Genomic DNA, 15,742 nt, shown 5'->3' with positions numbered 1-15,742 from the left:
CCGACGAGTCTCACCGGGCCGCCCCTGGTCAATGCCCAGTACCGCCTGGAGCACTTACGCGGCATCGCCCTGGGACTCAGAAAACCTGATCGACTACACCGCCCGTAGTCTCATCCATCCCGGAGGCCTCAGACAACAGCTACTACACACCGCCCGCAGTCTCATCCATCCCGGAGGCCTCAGACAACAGCTACACCCTTGAACCTGAAGAGCCACTAACCCGCATCCTCGGGTTTGTTTGGGGTTGTGGTGGGTGTGGGTGGTGTCGGCGTTGGGTGGTGGGCGGTCGGGCGGGCCCCCGGTTGGACCGCTAACGCCCCGATGGACCGCTCACCTCCCGTTGGACCGCTAACGCCCCGTTGGACCGCCGTAGCCACCGGTTACAGGGGTCCAACGGGGGGACAGGGGTCCAACGGGGGAACAGCGGTCCAACGGGGGGACAGGGGTCCAACGGGGGAGCAGCGGTCCAACCGGCAGGCTCGACGGCCACGCGCACAGACACCTCAGCTCAGCCCGCCACACCCCCGAAGCGGAAGAGCCATGTTGACCCGAACGCACGAGTCGTCACGCCCGGCCCGCCGTGGTTCGGCACGCACGCCCCAGCCCAACTCCGTCCGGCGCGCCGCGTACTGCGCCGCCGGGGCACGCGCCCACCACCGCCAGGCCAGCCACCACCCCCGGCCACCGCGCCCCCAAATGCGAGCAGTAAGCACCGAAGGAGCGAAGTTGAGCCGATCTGCGCGTGGCCCCCGTACCGAGTGATAGGAGCTGCGGCGCCCGGCAGTGGACGCAGCAGGCTCGTGCCCCTTGTCTCAGCGCCCGATGTCGCGGCGGGACAGCGCCACGCAGGCAACTGCGACCAGCAGTGAGCTGAGCCCCCACAGCAGCGCCAGGCCGCCCCAGTCGAAGCCATTGCTCAGAGGACGCTCGCCGAAAGCCCAGTAATACGGCGACAGGTGCACGAGCCAGTCCAGATCGGCGGACATGCCGCCGACTGCGTTCAGCGCGTAGCCGAGCGCGGCCACCGTGGCGCCGGCGCCGAGCGACCAGGCGCTCCGGCCTGTCAGCGCGCCGGCCGCCAGCGCGGCAGTGCCGGAGAGCACGGCGAGACCAGCCCAGGAGGCCGTTGCAGCCAACACGTTGACGATGGACAGCTCGAGCTCGGCGACCGGGTTGAGCACCAGCAACACCGCCACCGCGACGAGGGAGAGCCCGAGCACCCGCATGAGCAGCGCGGCAGCGCTCTCGGCCGTGTACTGCACGCGGCCCACGGCGTGGGCGAGCGTGAGCTCCAGACGTCCGTTCTCCTCCGCGCCAGCGACGAGGCGCGTGCCCCAGGTGGTGGTGGCGATGGTTGCGAGGACGAAGCCGAGCAGGCCGAAGAAGGCCGCCTGGGCATAGCCCGCACCCGTGGCGATCTGGTCGTATCCCAGGACGGACACGAGCTCCGCGGGCAGAGCAGCGAGGATGTCTGCGAGTTCCGGCGTCTGTAGCGACGGATAGACCGGCAGGTACAGTGCCAGTACCGCGGCGAGCGCGACGCTCCAGCCGAGCAGCGAGCGGGCTCCCTCAGCGAGGTGCCTGCGCAGGACAGGTACGGCGGCGCGGGACGGGGATACCGGCGGGCGGTGGCTCCTCATGCGGGGTCCTCCTGGGCGTACAGGTTGAGGATCGACTCCTCCAGGTTGGGCTCCTCGATCGCCAGTTCTTCGACCGTGAAGCGCGACAGGGCCTTGACCACGCCGTCCGCTCGGCCGCGGAAGGAGCCCTGAACGCGTAGCTGCTGCCCGGCCGCCGACTCGGTGTGCAGCGCACTAAGCAGTCCGGGACCTACGAGTGCGGCCCGTACATCCTGCTCGGTGGTGTCGGCCAGCACCGCGCGCACTCGGGACACGGCCGCCGGTCGCAGGGAGGAGACCTCTCCCTCGGCCACAATGCTGCCGTGGGACAGCACGGCAGCCGCGTCCGCGGCATGCTGAATCTCACTGAGGATATGAGAGCTGAGCAGTACGGTCTGCCCCGCATCCCGTGCCTCCCGCACCAGGTTCAGGAACTCGCGCTGCATGAGTGGGTCCAGTCCGCTGGTGGGCTCGTCGAGGATCAACAACTCGGGGGAGTGCATGAACGCTTGGATAAGCCCGAGCTTTTGCCGGTTCCCCTTTGACAGTGACCGCACCGGGCGACTCAGGTCGAGGTCGAGGCGCTCGGCCAGACCCTCGATCCGCCCCGGGGCGACCGGGCCGCTGATCTCGGCCAGATGCTTCAGCAGCGCGGCGCCGCTGGTGCGTTCGCCCAAGTTGAGTTCGCCGGGCAGGTAGCCGATGCGGCGGCGCAGCTGTGGGCGGTCGGTGGTGGGCGAGGCGCCGAGCACGCAGATGGTGCCGCTGGTGGGGCGCATGATGCCGAGCAGCATGCGCAGCACCGTGGTCTTGCCGGCCCCATTGGGGCCAATCAGTCCGTAAACACAGCCGCGCTCGACCTGTAGATCGATGCCCCGCACCGCATGCACCCGTCCGAAGCGCTTGTGGAGCGAATGAGTCGTGACAACTGCCGACATGAGATCTCCCGAGCTGGCTACACGCAGGCACTCGGCCGCCGGTGCCTCTCGGATCACGCTACAGACGCGATTCGGGAGGGGACAAGACCCGTCCGCGAGCCGGACTGCGGGCGTTTGTCCCAGATGACGACACGCCCGGTTGTGGCGGCGCTCAAGCGCAGCACCGCGTCCCGCACACATCCCCGAACCAGAAGACTCACTAGACTGGCGATGTGCGCGCGGATTCCGAGGCTGGTAAGGCCCAGAACGTGGTCTCGCAGGGGGAAGGCGAATGAGGCCGGCGAACACGGGCGGGTGCGCCACCCGGGCCGGGCTGCTGGATGCCTACGCCCGCTACCTGGACCTGCAGCGGGGGCTGTCCGTGCACACGGTGCGCGCCTATCTCGGTGACCTGGCGGAGCTGCTGACCTTCCTCGGCGTCGGCGAGGGCGACGGCGAGCCCGTGGGCCCCGCCCTGGGCAGCCTGGACCTGCCGGACCTGCGTGCCTGGCTGGCCACCATGTCCGCCGACGGCGCCGCCCGTGCGACTCTGGCCCGACGCGCCGCCGCCTGTCGCACCTTCTCCAACTGGGCCTACCGCAACGGACTGCTGGGGGCCGACGTCGCCGCCCGGCTGCGCTCGCCCCGCGCCGACGCGCGCCTGCCCTCCGTGCTCACCCCCGCGCAGGCCGCAGCGCTTTTGGACGCGGCGGCCGACGCCGTCGCCGCGGCCGGGACGACGGCGGATGACGGCACCGATGCCGACGTGGCCGGGGCACTGGCACTGCGCGACCGGGCCGTCCTGGAGGTGCTTTACGCAACCGGGGTGCGTGTGTCCGAGCTGTGCGCCCTGAACCTGGGGGATGTGGACGCCGCGCGTCGCACCATGCGGGTGCTGGGCAAGGGGAACAAGGAGCGCACGGTGCCCTACGGCGGCCCCGCCGCTGCGGCCCTGGAGGACTGGGCGCAGGCGCGCCCCGTCTTAGCGGCCCCCGACGCCGGGGCGGCCCTGTTCGTGGGCGCCCGTGGTCGCCGTATCGGGCCGCGGGCCGTACGTGAGATCGTCCACCGCACGGCCGCCCGTGCCGGCGTGCCCGACCTGGGCCCCCACGGGCTGCGCCACTCGGCCGCGACCCACGTACTCAGCGGGGGGGCGGACCTGCGCAGCGTGCAGGAACTGCTCGGGCACTCCTCACTGGCCACGACCCAGCGCTATACGCATGTGTCCGCCGAGCGCCTGCGCGCCGTCTACGCCCAGGCCTTCCCCCGGGCCTGACGGCTGGGCTACCGGGTAGGCGGCGCCGGCCCGGGCTGACGCCGCCCGGCCCGGCCGGCAAGTCGGCCTCCAGTCAGCTCAGCGGCTTGAGACGGATCACTGCGGCGTCCAGCAGCCGCAGGGGGTTGACGTAGGTCTTCGGGCCGGTGCGTGCGCCCCAGTGCAGGGCGTCGGCGCCGTCGGCGCGGTGGCCGGCTTGCAGCGTGCCGATCACCTGGCCGCGCGTCACCGCCTCGCCGGCCTCGACGCACGGTTCCACGGGCTCATATGTGGTGCGGATGCCGTCGGCATGGTCGATGGACACCACTGGGCGTCCGGCGACCATCCCCGCGAAGGCCACTGTCCCGTCCGCGGCGGCCAGTACCTGCGAGCCCGCCGCCAGCGCCAGGTCGACGCCGCGGTGCCCGGAGCCCCAGACCACCGCCGGCGGATCGAAGTCGGCCAGCACCGTAGTCGCGGCGCCCGACGGCCAGCCGTAGCGCACCCTCGTGGTCACCGTCCCGGGCAGGGACGCGCCGGACTCCGCCGCTGTCCCGACGGCGAAGGATCGCAACGGGTTCGGGTCGCCGTAGCCGCCCCTCCAGGCCGTTGCCACCTGCCGCGCGGAGGCACTCGGTGGGTGCGGGCCAGTACCCGCAAGTGCAGGAACCGGTGCCAGCACGAGGGCGGCGCATGCGGCGAGCGTGGCGCAGCCGCCGATGAGGGATCGCTTCCAGCGCGTCGGCGCCGGGGGCCGTCTGGGTGTCGTGCAGGCGGGATCACCGGGGCAGTGGGCGTCGTCCGCCGGGGCGGTGGGCGTGCTCGTGTCCCGGCCCGCCTTGGTGGTGGTCATGTTTGGGGCTGTGCAGGGGGTGACTGTTGCGGCGGCGTCGGCCGTTGTGAGGTTGCTCATGGAGGCAGGGTGCATGCGCCTGTGCCGGAGCGCACCTGCGAACCCGAGCGCCTGTGGACAACTCACCCGTTTAGCTGTTTTCAACCCGTCTTGTGGAGGCCGGCGGGCCCTCTCCCGGGTGTCGCTCATCGGCTGCGAGCCGGGACCGAGGGCATTCGGCCGTGCCTGCCGGGGCGGTCGGCGCCGGGCTACGCCGGCACTGTGATAACCTCGCGCCCGCAGCCCTGCGCGAGCTCGGTGGTTAACACCGGGCTCGCGTGTTGCTGACTTCGCGTGTCCGCGCCCGTTCCGCCGCAGGCGGGATGGGAACGTCCTTTCGAGCGCCACGGCCGAGGTCCCGCATCGCATGAGCACCGCGGGTGGCCAGGCGCCGCGGACACCAGGCCCCATGCCCGGCCTCCGGGCAGCCGCGCCCCCACCGGGGCCTCCGGTCAAAGGGGAACAACCACCCATTAAAGGGCGTTTGGGCCGCATCGCGGCCGGTCGCCCACTGACCGTGCGTCTGCCGGGCGCACCTGAAAGGACCCTCATGGCGATTGTGACCATGCGCCAGCTGCTTGAGAACGGTGTTCACTTCGGGCACCAGACGCGCCGCTGGAACCCCAAGATGAAGCGCTTCATCCTCACCGAGCGCAACGGCATCTACATCATCGACCTGCAGCAGTCGGTTGACGGCATCAACACCGCCTACGACTTCGTCAAGGAGACTGTTGCCCGCGGCGGCAACATCCTGTTCGTCGGCACCAAGACCCAGGCGCAGGCCGCCGTGGCCGAGCAGGCCCAGCGCGTCGGCATGCCCTACGTCAACCAGCGCTGGCTGGGCGGCATGCTCACCAACTTCGCCACCGTGCGCGGCCGCCTGGACCGCATGAAGGAGCTCGAGCAGATCGACTTCGACGACGTGGCCGGATCCGGCCGCACCAAGAAGGAACTGCTCATGATGCGCCGCGAGAAGGACAAGCTGGTCAAGACCCTCGGCGGCATCCGCGACATGGCCAAGCCGCCGGCCGCCATCTGGGTTGTGGACACCAAGAAGGAGCACCTGGCGATTTCCGAGGCGCAGAAGCTGGGGATCCCCGTGGTCGCGGTTCTGGACACCAACTGCGACCCCGACGAGGTCACGTACGCCGTCCCCGGCAACGACGACGCCATCCGCTCCGTCGCGCTGCTGACCCGCATCATCGCCGACGCCGCCGCCGAGGGCCTGGTGGCTCGTTCCGCCGGCCGTGCCCGCACCGGTGAGGAGGCGGAGGTCCCCGCCGCTGAGGCCGAGCCGCTGCCCGAGTGGGAGGCCCAGCTGCTGGCCGGTGCCGAGAACGCTGAGGCCGAGGCCGCTGCATCCGAGCCGGCCACCGAGGCCGTCCAGAGTGAGGCCCCGGCGGCTCCTTCGGATAGCGAGCCTGCTCCCGCCGAGCAGGCCTGAGTCCAGTAGCCGCCCATTCACTCCATTCTCAGCAGATTCAGGAGATATCCATGCCCAACTACACCACCGCTGACATCAAGGCGCTGCGCGAGAAGACCGGCGCCGGCATGCTCGACGTCAAGAAGGCGCTCGACGAGGCGAACGGTGACGCCGAGAAGGCCATCGAGATCATCCGCGTCAAGGGCCTGAAGGGCATCGCCAAGCGCGAGGGGCGTTCCGCCTCCGCCGGCCTGATCGCCGCCAAGGTGGTCGACGCCGACGGCGCCCAGGTGGGCGTCCTGGTGGAGATCAATGCCGAGACCGACTTCGTGGCCAAGAACGAGAAGTTCCTCGAGTTCGCGGACAAGGTCCTCTCCGCCGCGATCGACTCCGGCGCCGAGACCGCCGAGGCGCTGGCGGAGGTCGCCGTCGACGGCACCACCGTCAAGGAGCTGACCGACTCCATGCAGGCCGTGATCGGCGAGAAGATCGTCGTGCGTCGCGTCGGCCGCCTGGCCGCCGACCACGTCGAGCTGTACCTGCACCGCACCAACCCCGACCTGCCCGCGCAGGTGGGTGTGCTGGTCGGCACCGACGCCGCGGCCGGCGAGGTCGCCCACGACGTCGCCATGCACGTGGCCGCCTACTCCCCGCTGTACCTGGACCGTGACTCCGTCCCGGCCGAGACCGTGGAGAAGGAGCGCGCCATCGCCGAGGAGACCACGCGCGCCGAGGGCAAGCCCGAGAAGGCGATCCCGAAGATCGTCGAGGGCCGCATGAACGGCTTCTACAAGGAGAACTGCCTGGTGGACCAGGCCTACGCGAAGGACCCCAAGACCACGGTCGGCAAGGTCATCGCGGCCACCGGCGGCAAGCTGGTCGGCTTCGTCCGCTTCCGCGTCGGCGCCTGATTCGTCGGCACTGCCGACTGGCCTGTCACCCAGTCCACGCGGTGGGGTCCGTGAGCGTTCGGCTCGCGGGCCCCACCGCCGCGTTTACGGCGTGTACTCGCGGGTCCTGGGCGCGAACGTGGTGCTTCAGGCCGGGCTGTTGCGGGGAGGGCGTCGCCTGCCCGGGCAGTCGGGGCCGTGCTTCTCGGTTTGGACCGTCTGGTGGTGCCTGCCAGGCGGTCCAAAGCGGCGCAGGCGGTCCGCGCCACGTCGGCGCCGATAACTCGCATTCGCCGCCTCGCGGTGCCCGTCAGCGGCGGGAACGGCATCGGCACGGTACGCTTACCCGAGCGCCCGCACGCGACCCGCGTACCCGTCCGCACCTCAGCCAGGAGGCATCACGCATGAGCGAGTCCCCGAACCGCGACGACCGCATCGCCCACGGCACCCACCCCCGCCGGGTGCTGCTCAAGCTCTCCGGCGAGGTCTTCGGAGGCGGATCCGTGGGCCTGGATCCCGACGTCGTGGCCGATGCCGCCGGGCAGATCGCCACCGCCATCAAGCAGGGGGTCCAGGTGGCCATCGTGGTCGGGGGAGGGAACTTCTTCCGCGGGGCTGAGCTTTCCGCTCACGGAATGGACCGTGCCCGCGCCGACTACATGGGCATGCTCGGCACCGTGATGAATGCCCTGGCGCTGCAGGACTTCATCGAGAAGGCGGGCGTGCCCGCACGCGTACAGTCCGCAATCAGCATGACTCAGGTTGCGGAGCCATACATCCCGCTGCGCGCCATCCGCCACATGGAGAAGGGACGCGCCGTCGTCTTCGGTGCAGGCGCGGGAATGCCCTACTTCTCCACCGATACCGTTGCCGCCCAGCGCGCCCTTGAGACCCACTGCGATGAGCTACTGGTCGGCAAGAACGGGGTCGACGGCGTGTACACCGCGGACCCCCGCCGCGACCCCACTGCTGTGAAGCTGGACCGCCTGACCTACGGGCGTGCCCTGGCCGACGGGCTGCAGGTGGCGGACGCCTCCGCCTTCGCCCTGAGCCGTGACAACGCCCTGACTATGCGCGTGTTCGGCATGGGGGAGCCCGGCAACATCACCCGCGCCCTGCTGGGGGAGGACATCGGCACCCTCGTCACGCTGGACTGACCGCCGGACGCGACGCCTGCGCCTTCCACAAGCCCACACCCTTCACTGACCGGAACTGCCTAACAACCAAAAGGAAACCACCATGATCGATGACGTCATGCTCGATGCTGAGGACAAGATGGACAAGGCCCTGGAGGCCGGCAAGCACGAGCTCGCCGCCATCCGCACCGGCCGCGCGAACCCCTCCATGTTCAACGGGATCATGGTCGACTACTACGGGGCGCCCACACCCCTGCAGCAGCTCGCCTCCATCACCATCCCGGAGGCCCGCTCCGTGATCGTCAGTCCCTACGACCGGGGCGCCATGAAGGAGATCACCACCGCGATCCGCGAGTCGGACCTGGGTGTGAACCCCACCGACGACGGCACGGTCATCCGCGTGACCCTGCCCGTGCTGACGGAGGAGCGCCGCCGCGACTACGTCAAGCTCGCCCGCTCCCGGGCGGAGGAGTCCCGCGTGCAGGTGCGCGGGGTGCGCGCGAAGGCCAAGAAGGAGCTGGAGGCCATTAAGCGCGACGGCGAGGCCGGGGAGGACGACGTCAAGCGGGCCGAGAGCGAGCTGGACGCGCTCACGAAGCGTTATGTCGAGCAGATCGACGCCGCCCTGGCCACCAAGGAGTCCGAGCTCCTCGAGGTCTGATCGCCCGTTCCGCCGCGCCTTTCCGCTCGTGAGCCTGCTCTCCGTCCTGCTCACCCCGCCGCCGACGCGCAACCGCACCCCCCTGCCCGCAACCGGCAGGGCCGGGCGCAACCTGCCCGCCGCCGTCGGGGTCGCCGTCGTCCTGATCGGGGCGGTCCTGGCGTCGCTGGTGTTCAACAAGGCCGTGTTCGTCGGAGTGGTGGTGCTCGCGGTTTGCGGCGCCCTGTGGGAGTTGGCAGGCGCCTTCGCCCGTAAGGGAATCCGCCTTCCGCTGGCGCCGCTGTGGATGGGCGCGCTGGGGGTGGCGGTGTGTGCCTGGAAGGCGGGGGCGGAGGTGGCGCTGGGCGCCTACATCGCCACTGCCGGCGCCTGCGTGGTCTGGTGCTTCCTGGACCAGGCCGAGGCCGAGTCCGGCACCGTCCTGGAGGAGGCGGGGCATGACGTGCTGCGCACCGAGGCGCATGACGCCGTGCGGCGCTCCCGCTCCGTGGACGCCTCAGCCTCCGTGTTCGCCGCGACTTATCTGCCGTTCCTTGCCGGGTTCGCCGTGCTGCTGGCCGCCCAGCCTCATGGCGTGGGCAAGGTCTTGATGCTGATCGCCCTGCCGGCCGCCAACGACACCGGCGGCTGGCTGGCGGGCATCAACTTCGGGAAGCACCCCATGGCGCCCCGCGTGTCGCCCAAGAAGTCCTGGGAGGGCTTCGCCGGCTCAATGGTGGCGGCCGTCGGCGCCGGAGTGACCTGCATGTGGGCGCTGGACGGTCCGCCGGCTGCCGGCGCGGTGCTGGGCGCCACGGTGGTGGTCGTCTCCACACTGGGGGACTTGGGGGAGTCCCTGCTCAAGCGCGATCTGGGCCTGAAGGACATGGGCACCCTGCTGCCGGGGCACGGCGGCCTGATGGACCGGCTCGACTCCATCCTGGTGGCCGCTCCGGTCGTCTACGTCTTCACTTTGCTGGTCGGATGATGCGCATGCACCGCGGTGCACCGGTCCTGGTCATGATGGTGCCGGTTGTGAAGCCGGTCGTGAACTGTGACTGACGCCGTGGCATCGGGGGCGAGGCGCGGGTACGCTTCCTCAGCGGCCGCCCTGCTGCGTGGCCGCAGACAACCGACAGGACTGCCGAGAGGACCCCGAAGAGGATCATGGCTGCAGTGAGCACCACGCATCATGACGCCGCGCGTGCACGCGGCCGCCGCTCCGGGGCCGCCCGCCCGGCGGCGGCACACCGCCACGGTGATCGGGAACGCGTCCAGGTGCTGCCCACCGACCAGCCGCCGGAGGGCGCCACTAGCCCGGATGCCCGCCCGCGCCTGTCCTTCGCCGTGCCGCCCGCCCGTGGCAAGGCGCCCCGGCACCTGGCCGACTTGGACCTGGGCGGACGCAAGCAGGCCCTGCAGGAGGTCGGCCTGCCCGCCTTCCGCGCCGACCAGCTCTCCCGCCACTACTTCACCCACTTCACTCGCGACGCCGCCGCGATGACTGACCTGCCCGCCGCCCAGCGCGAGCAGTTGTGCGGTGAGCTACTGCCCGACCTGATCACCGAGGTGCGTGCGCTGCGAGCCGACGGCGGCCGCACCATCAAGCATCTGTGGGCCCTGCACGACGGCGTCCGCGTGGAGTCCGTACTCATGCGCTACCGGGACCGCACCACCCTGTGCGTCTCCTCCCAGGCGGGCTGCGGCATGGCCTGCCCCTTCTGCGCCACCGGCCAGATGGGGCTGACTCGGAACCTGACCACTGCGGAGATCGTGGAGCAGATCCGCCACGCCGCCGCCCTGTCCGAGGCGGGCGGCCTGTCCGGCGGCCCCGCCCGCCTGTCCAATATCGTCTTCATGGGCATGGGCGAGCCCATGGTCAACTACAAGAACGTGGTCGGCGCCCTCCATCGGATCGTCGATCCTGCCCCGGAGGGCTTCGGCCTGTCCGCCCGCGGCGTCACCGTCTCCACCGTGGGCCTGGTTCCGCTCATCCGTAAACTTGCCGGCGAGGGGATGCCGGTCACCCTGGCCGTATCACTGCACGCCCCCGACGACGAGTTGCGTGACGCCCTCATCCCCGTCAACTCCAAGTGGAAGGTCGGCGAGTTGTTGGACGCCGCCCACGACTACTTCGAGGCGACCGGCCGGCGCGTGTCCATCGAGTACGCCCTGATCAAGGACATGAACGACCACGCGTGGCGCGCACAGCTGCTGGCCGACGAGCTCAACCGCCGCGGCCACGGCTGGGCCCACGTCAACCCCATCCCCCTGAACCCGACTCCCGGCTCGATCTGGACCTGCTCCGAACCGGAGGTCCAGGACCGCTTCGTCGACACGCTTCGCCGTGCCGGCATCACCACCACTGTGCGAGACACTCGTGGCAGCGACATCGACGGCGCCTGCGGCCAGTTGGCCACCGAGGCGCTCAACCAGGAAAGGGCGGCGGATACCCGATGAGCGACATGTTCCCCAAGGTAGGCCTGCTCAAGCAGGGCTACCGCGTCGAGCAGGTGGACGTCTACTTCGAGACCGCCCACGAGATATACGACGCCGGTGAGCTGGCGGAGATGGACTCCGAGGGGGTGCGTACGGTCGCCTTCGACATCGTCCACGGCGGCTACCGCCCCGACGCCGTCGACGCCGCCCTCGACCGGCTGGAGGCGGCCTTCCTACAGCGTCGGCGCGCCGAGTACGTCGCCGCGAACGGCCGCAAGGCCTGGATGGACCAGGTCGCCCAGCTGGCCACCACCCTTTACCCGCGGTTGCTGCGCCCGGCCGGTGAGCGCTTCGCCCCGGCCAGCAGACAGGGCTACGACAAGGAGGCCGTGGACGCCCTTATGGACCGCATCGCCGCCTACTTCGACTCCGACGGCGCCCTGACCTCCACCCAGGTGCGCGCCGCCGTCTTCCCCTCCGCCCGCGGGGACCGCGCCTACGACGAGGCCAGCGTCGACCGCTTCCTCGCCCGGGCCGTCGAGGTCCTGCTCTCGGTGGAGTGAGCGCGCATATGGGTGCCACGACCGCAGGCGTCGGCACGGTCGGCACGCGGGCCGTCGTCGTGCTCGGCTCCACCGGCTCCATCGGAACTCAGGCACTTGACGTGATCGGCCACCTCGCCGCGCATCCCGAGGGGCCGCAGCAGGCGCCGCGCGTGGCCGGTCTGGCCGCAGGAGGCAGTCGGCTGGAGCTGCTCGCGGAGCAGGCTGTCGCCCACGGCGTGCCCCGCCTGGCAGTGTCCACGACCGGCTCCGAGGTCGTCCCCAGGCTGCGCGCCGCACTTGCCGCCGCGGCTGTCCGCGCCGGCCGCCCCGATCCGGTCACCGAGATCCTTTCCGGCCCGCAGGCCGCCGCCGAGCTGATCGAGGCCGCCGGTGCGGGGGAGGAGGACGTGGTCCTGAACGGCATCACCGGCTCGGTCGGGCTGGTCCCCACCCTGGCCGCCCTGCGGTCGGGCGCCACCCTTGCCCTGGCCAATAAGGAGTCCCTGGTTGTCGGCGGCGCCCTGGTCAGGCGGGCGCTGCGCCGCCCCGGACAGGTGGTGCCCGTCGACTCCGAGCACTCGGCCATCGCCCAGGCGCTGCGCTCCGGCGTGCATGAGAAGGGGCTGACCAGCCCGGTCGTCACCGGCCGCAGTGAGGTGCGCCGCCTGATCCTGACCGCCTCCGGCGGGCCCTTCCGCGGCCGCCGGCGCGAGGAGCTGGCGGGTGTGACCGCTGCGCAGGCCCTGAACCACCCCACCTGGGACATGGGCCCGGTGGTGACCGTCAACTCCTCCACACTGGTCAACAAGGGCCTGGAGCTGATCGAGGCGCACCTGCTGTTCGACGTCGCCCCGGCGGATATCGCTGTCGCCGTGCACCCGCAGTCCGTGGTGCACTCCATGGTCGAGTTCATCGACGGCGCCACCATCGTGCAGGCCTCCCCGCCGGACATGCGGCTGCCCATCGCTCTGGGACTGACCTGGCCTGATCGCCCCGATCTGGCGGGCCAGGTGGCCCCGCAGGCATGGGACGCGCCCACCGCCTGGACCTTTGAGCCGCTGGATGCCGATACCTTCCCCGCCGTGGACCTCGCCCGCACCGCCGTCGCCGCGTCGGCCACCCACCCGGCCGTATTCAATGCCGCCAACGAGCAGGCCGTGTCCGCCTTCCTGGACGGGCGCCTGGGCTGGCTGGACATTGTCGCCATCGACGCCGCCGTACTGGAGGCGCACGTCGGGCAGGCCGATCCCGACCTGGAACATGTTCTTGCCGCCGATGCCTGGGCACGTGCCCGCGCCGACGAGCTGATCGCCGCCCGCACCCGCTGACCTGGAGGCCCCTTGAGCCACACCCTCGCCTACATCCTGGGCATCGTCATCCTCATTGTGGGGATCGGCCTGTCCGTCGCCCTGCACGAGCTGGGGCACATGCTGCCAGCCAAGCGCTTCGGCGTGAAGGTGCCCGAGTACTTCATCGGCTTCGGCCCGAAACTGTGGTCGACGCGTCGCGGGGAGACCGAGTACGGTGTTAAGGCCATCTGGCTGGGTGGTTACGTCCGCCTGCTGGGGATGCTGCCGCCTGCCCGTCCCGGCCACCCCGACAAGCCCGGCTCCATGATCGCCGAGGCGCGCGCGGAGTCCCTGGCCGAGCTCGGACCCGACGAGCAGGATCGCGCCTTCTACCGCCTGAGCACTCCTCGCAAGCTGTTGGTGATGGCGGGCGGCATCCTCACGAACCTGGCCCTGGGCGTCATCTGCCTGACCGTAGCCCTGGGCGTGGTGGGCCAGCCCGCCTACACGGCGAAGCTCGGCTCCGTGTCCGCGTGCGTCTCAAGCAACATCGACGCCGGTGCCGCCTGCACCGCCTCCGACCCGGTCTCCCCGGCCGCGCTGGCCGGGCTGCAGGCGGGTGACACGATCATCTCCTGGGGTGGCGAGGCCACTTCCGACTGGGCGCAGGTGCAGGAGGCGATTGCCGCTGCCGGCACCGAGCCGGCGGACGTCGTCGTGCGTCGTGACGGGGAGGAGTTGACTGTGACCGTCACCGCCGTGGAGGTGGCCCGCACCGTCTACGACGCGGACGGAAACCCGGCCACCGACTCCGCTGGAGAGCCGGTCACGCGACTGCGCCCCTACGTGGGCATCGGCCCCTCCCTGGGCACTGTCCGCACCTCCCCGGCTCAGATCCCTCAGGTCGTGGGGGGCGCGGTCGGCATGACGCTGAAGGCGATCATCACGTTGCCCGCTGGCCTGTACCACGCCGTCGCCGCCGGGCTGGGTCTGGAGGAGCGCGGTGCGGACGGCCTGGTGAGTCTGGTCGGAGTGGGTCGCATAGCCGGCGAGGTCAGTAGCGCCGGCACCGGCTCGGATACCGGTATGCCCTTCTCGATCCGGTTGTTCTACATGCTGAACCTGCTCGGCTCGCTGAACCTGGCCCTGTTCGCCTTCAACCTGATTCCGCTGCTGCCCCTGGATGGCGGGCACGTCGCCGGTGCCTGCTGGGAGGGGGGCCGACGCGTGTGGGCCCGCGCCCACGGCCGGCCCGACCCCGGCTATGCCGATACCGCACGCATGCTGCCGGTCGGCCAAGTGGTCTTCTACCTGCTGATCATCATGGCGCTGATCCTGATCTGGGTGGATATCGTCGCGCCCATCTGAGCGGCGGCCGGTGCGGATCCGATGGGCGCCGACCCGCCGGAGGCGAAACGCACCCCGCTGTGAGCCGGCCGCCACCGCGGCCGCGCCCGGCCGGTGCCATACTTGGGGGCGTGACAGAAGCGATCGCCCTTGGCATGCCGACCGTGCGTGAGGAGACCCCGGTCCTGGCCCCGCGCAAACCCACCCGCAAGATCCGCGTAGGTGACGTATCGGTGGGCGGCGACGCCCCGATCTCCGTGCAGTCCATGACCACCACCAAGACGCATGACATCGGCGCCACCCTGCAGCAGATTGCGGAGCTGACGGCTGCGGGCTGTGACATCGTGCGCGTGGCCTGTCCCACGGACAAGGACGCCGCTGCCCTGCCGGTGATCGCCAAGCAGTCGCGCATCCCCGTGATCGCCGATATCCACTTCAACCCGAAGTACGTCTTCGCCGCCATTGAGGCCGGCTGCGGAGCGGTGCGCGTCAATCCCGGTAATATCCGCAAGTTCGATGACAAGGTAGCCGAGATCTGCAAGGCCGCCGCCGATCACGGCACCTCCCTGCGGATCGGTGTGAACGCCGGCTCCCTGGACCCGCGACTGCTCAAGAAGTACGGCAAGGCCACCCCCGAGGCGTTGGTGGAGTCCGCCGTGTGGGAGGCGAGCCTGTTCGAGGAGTGCGGCTTCCACGACTTCAAGATCTCCGTCAAGCACCACGACGTGGTCACCATGGTGCAGGCCTACCAGCTGCTCAGCGAGCGGGGGGACTGGCCGCTGCACCTGGGCGTGACCGAGGCCGGCCCTGCCTTCCAGGGCACCATCAAGTCCTGTGCCGCCTTCGGCACCCTGCTCGCCCAGGGCATTGGTGACACGATTCGCGTGTCCCTGTCCGCCCCGCCCGTGGAGGAGGTCAAGGTCGGCACCAAGCTGCTGGAGTTCATGGGACTGCGCGAGCGCAAGCTGGAGATCGTCTCCTGCCCGTCGTGCGGGCGCGCCCAGGTGGACGTGTGGTCGCTGGCCGAGTCGGTGGAGGAGGGCCTCAAGGACGTCACCGCCCCGCTGCGCGTGGCCGTGATGGGCTGCGTCGTCAACGGCCCGGGTGAGGCCCGCGAGGCGGACCTCGGCTGCGCGTCCGGGAACGGCAAGGGACAGATCTTCGTGCGTGGGAAGGTCGTCAAGACCGTCCCCGAGGATCAGGTGGTCGAGACCCTGCTGGACTACGCCCAGGACATGGCGGAGCAGATGCGCTCCGAGCTGGGTGAGGACGCCCTGGCGGGTACCTCCCCGAGCGTGGTCGCCAGCGCCTGAGAGCTCCGCGCCAGCCCAGGCCCTACTGTCGGCCCTC

General features: G+C 70.6%; 14 protein-coding genes. 11 read left to right on the top strand and 3 right to left on the bottom strand.

Going from position 1 to position 15,742, the window contains the following annotated elements; translation table 11 throughout:
- Positions 1-812 precede the first annotated feature (812 nt).
- On the bottom strand, positions 813-1,640 hold the full coding sequence (locus E4J16_RS08745; protein WP_136192278.1) for an ABC transporter permease: 828 nt from the start codon (positions 1,638-1,640) through the stop codon (positions 813-815).
- On the bottom strand, positions 1,637-2,557 hold the full coding sequence (locus E4J16_RS08740; RefSeq protein ID WP_136192277.1) for an ABC transporter ATP-binding protein: 921 nt from the start codon (positions 2,555-2,557) through the stop codon (positions 1,637-1,639). The genes E4J16_RS08745 and E4J16_RS08740 overlap by 4 nt, the downstream gene beginning before the upstream one ends.
- 271 nt (positions 2,558-2,828) lie before the next feature.
- Here E4J16_RS08740 and E4J16_RS08735 point away from each other — a divergent pair, with 271 nt between their 5' ends.
- Positions 2,829-3,812: a tyrosine recombinase XerC gene (locus tag E4J16_RS08735; RefSeq protein ID WP_136313775.1), complete on the top strand. Its 984-nt coding sequence runs from the start codon at positions 2,829-2,831 to the stop codon at positions 3,810-3,812.
- A 73-nt stretch (positions 3,813-3,885) separates the two neighbouring features.
- Here E4J16_RS08735 and E4J16_RS15340 read toward each other — a convergent pair whose 3' ends face one another.
- Complete coding sequence (locus E4J16_RS15340; protein ID WP_240038089.1) at positions 3,886-4,704, bottom strand: M23 family metallopeptidase; 819 nt, start codon at positions 4,702-4,704, stop codon at positions 3,886-3,888.
- Between the two features lie 529 nt (positions 4,705-5,233).
- Between E4J16_RS15340 and rpsB the strand changes: the two genes are divergently transcribed.
- The 10 genes from rpsB (at position 5,234) to ispG (ending at position 15,705) form a co-directional block, all read left to right on the top strand.
- Positions 5,234-6,127 carry a 30S ribosomal protein S2 gene (rpsB, locus tag E4J16_RS08725; protein WP_136192275.1) on the top strand — a complete coding sequence of 298 codons (894 nt, stop codon included), beginning with the start codon at positions 5,234-5,236 and terminating at the stop codon, positions 6,125-6,127.
- A gap of 50 nt (positions 6,128-6,177) precedes the next feature.
- Complete coding sequence (gene tsf, locus E4J16_RS08720; RefSeq protein WP_136192274.1) at positions 6,178-7,017, top strand: translation elongation factor Ts; 840 nt, start codon at positions 6,178-6,180, stop codon at positions 7,015-7,017.
- A 383-nt stretch (positions 7,018-7,400) separates the two neighbouring features.
- Positions 7,401-8,153: a UMP kinase gene (gene pyrH, locus E4J16_RS08715; protein ID WP_136192273.1), complete on the top strand. Its 753-nt coding sequence runs from the start codon at positions 7,401-7,403 to the stop codon at positions 8,151-8,153.
- 82 nt (positions 8,154-8,235) lie between these two features.
- On the top strand, positions 8,236-8,793 hold the full coding sequence (frr, locus tag E4J16_RS08710) for a ribosome recycling factor (RefSeq protein ID WP_136192272.1): 558 nt from the start codon (positions 8,236-8,238) through the stop codon (positions 8,791-8,793).
- 28 nt (positions 8,794-8,821) lie between these two features.
- Positions 8,822-9,760: a phosphatidate cytidylyltransferase gene (locus E4J16_RS08705; RefSeq protein ID WP_240038088.1), complete on the top strand. Its 939-nt coding sequence runs from the start codon at positions 8,822-8,824 to the stop codon at positions 9,758-9,760.
- A gap of 188 nt (positions 9,761-9,948) precedes the next feature.
- Positions 9,949-11,232, top strand: coding sequence for a dual-specificity RNA methyltransferase RlmN (rlmN, locus tag E4J16_RS08700; protein WP_240038087.1), 1,284 nt, complete (start codon positions 9,949-9,951; stop codon positions 11,230-11,232).
- Positions 11,229-11,774 carry a DivIVA domain-containing protein gene (locus E4J16_RS08695; protein ID WP_136192269.1) on the top strand — a complete coding sequence of 182 codons (546 nt, stop codon included), beginning with the start codon at positions 11,229-11,231 and terminating at the stop codon, positions 11,772-11,774. The genes rlmN and E4J16_RS08695 overlap by 4 nt, the downstream gene beginning before the upstream one ends.
- A gap of 8 nt (positions 11,775-11,782) precedes the next feature.
- Positions 11,783-13,084 carry a 1-deoxy-D-xylulose-5-phosphate reductoisomerase gene (gene dxr / locus E4J16_RS08690; RefSeq protein ID WP_136313772.1) on the top strand — a complete coding sequence of 434 codons (1,302 nt, stop codon included), beginning with the start codon at positions 11,783-11,785 and terminating at the stop codon, positions 13,082-13,084.
- A gap of 12 nt (positions 13,085-13,096) precedes the next feature.
- Positions 13,097-14,413 (top strand): M50 family metallopeptidase, encoded by a 1,317-nt coding sequence (locus E4J16_RS08685; protein WP_136192267.1) that lies wholly within the window; start codon positions 13,097-13,099, stop codon positions 14,411-14,413.
- Positions 14,414-14,523: 110 nt separating this feature from the next.
- Positions 14,524-15,705 (top strand): flavodoxin-dependent (E)-4-hydroxy-3-methylbut-2-enyl-diphosphate synthase, encoded by a 1,182-nt coding sequence (ispG, locus tag E4J16_RS08680; protein WP_136192266.1) that lies wholly within the window; start codon positions 14,524-14,526, stop codon positions 15,703-15,705.
- The last annotated feature ends 37 nt before the right edge of the window (positions 15,706-15,742 follow it).

Origin of the sequence: Actinomyces procaprae (assembly GCF_004798665.1) — a bacterium.
Classification (GTDB): Bacteria; Actinomycetota; Actinomycetes; order Actinomycetales; family Actinomycetaceae; genus Actinomyces; species Actinomyces procaprae.
The sequence above is the reverse complement of the archived record's forward strand: the minus strand, read 5'-3'. Positions and strand labels throughout refer to the sequence as shown.

Bases quoted from the DNA above. Each gene is read 5' to 3' on its own strand.
- E4J16_RS08740 (WP_136192277.1), bottom strand. From the start codon at position 2,557: ATGTCGGCAGTTGTCACGACTCATTCGCTCCACAAGCGCTTCGGACGG.
- rpsB (WP_136192275.1), top strand. From the start codon at position 5,234: ATGGCGATTGTGACCATGCGCCAGCTGCTTGAGAACGGTGTTCACTTC.
- E4J16_RS08745 (WP_136192278.1), bottom strand. From the start codon at position 1,640: ATGAGGAGCCACCGCCCGCCGGTATCCCCGTCCCGCGCCGCCGTACCT.
- frr (WP_136192272.1), top strand. From the start codon at position 8,236: ATGATCGATGACGTCATGCTCGATGCTGAGGACAAGATGGACAAGGCC.
- E4J16_RS15340 (WP_240038089.1), bottom strand. From the start codon at position 4,704: ATGAGCAACCTCACAACGGCCGACGCCGCCGCAACAGTCACCCCCTGC.
- tsf (WP_136192274.1), top strand. From the start codon at position 6,178: ATGCCCAACTACACCACCGCTGACATCAAGGCGCTGCGCGAGAAGACC.
- pyrH (WP_136192273.1), top strand. From the start codon at position 7,401: ATGAGCGAGTCCCCGAACCGCGACGACCGCATCGCCCACGGCACCCAC.
- E4J16_RS08735 (WP_136313775.1), top strand. From the start codon at position 2,829: ATGAGGCCGGCGAACACGGGCGGGTGCGCCACCCGGGCCGGGCTGCTG.
- E4J16_RS08695 (WP_136192269.1), top strand. From the start codon at position 11,229: ATGAGCGACATGTTCCCCAAGGTAGGCCTGCTCAAGCAGGGCTACCGC.
- dxr (WP_136313772.1), top strand. From the start codon at position 11,783: ATGGGTGCCACGACCGCAGGCGTCGGCACGGTCGGCACGCGGGCCGTC.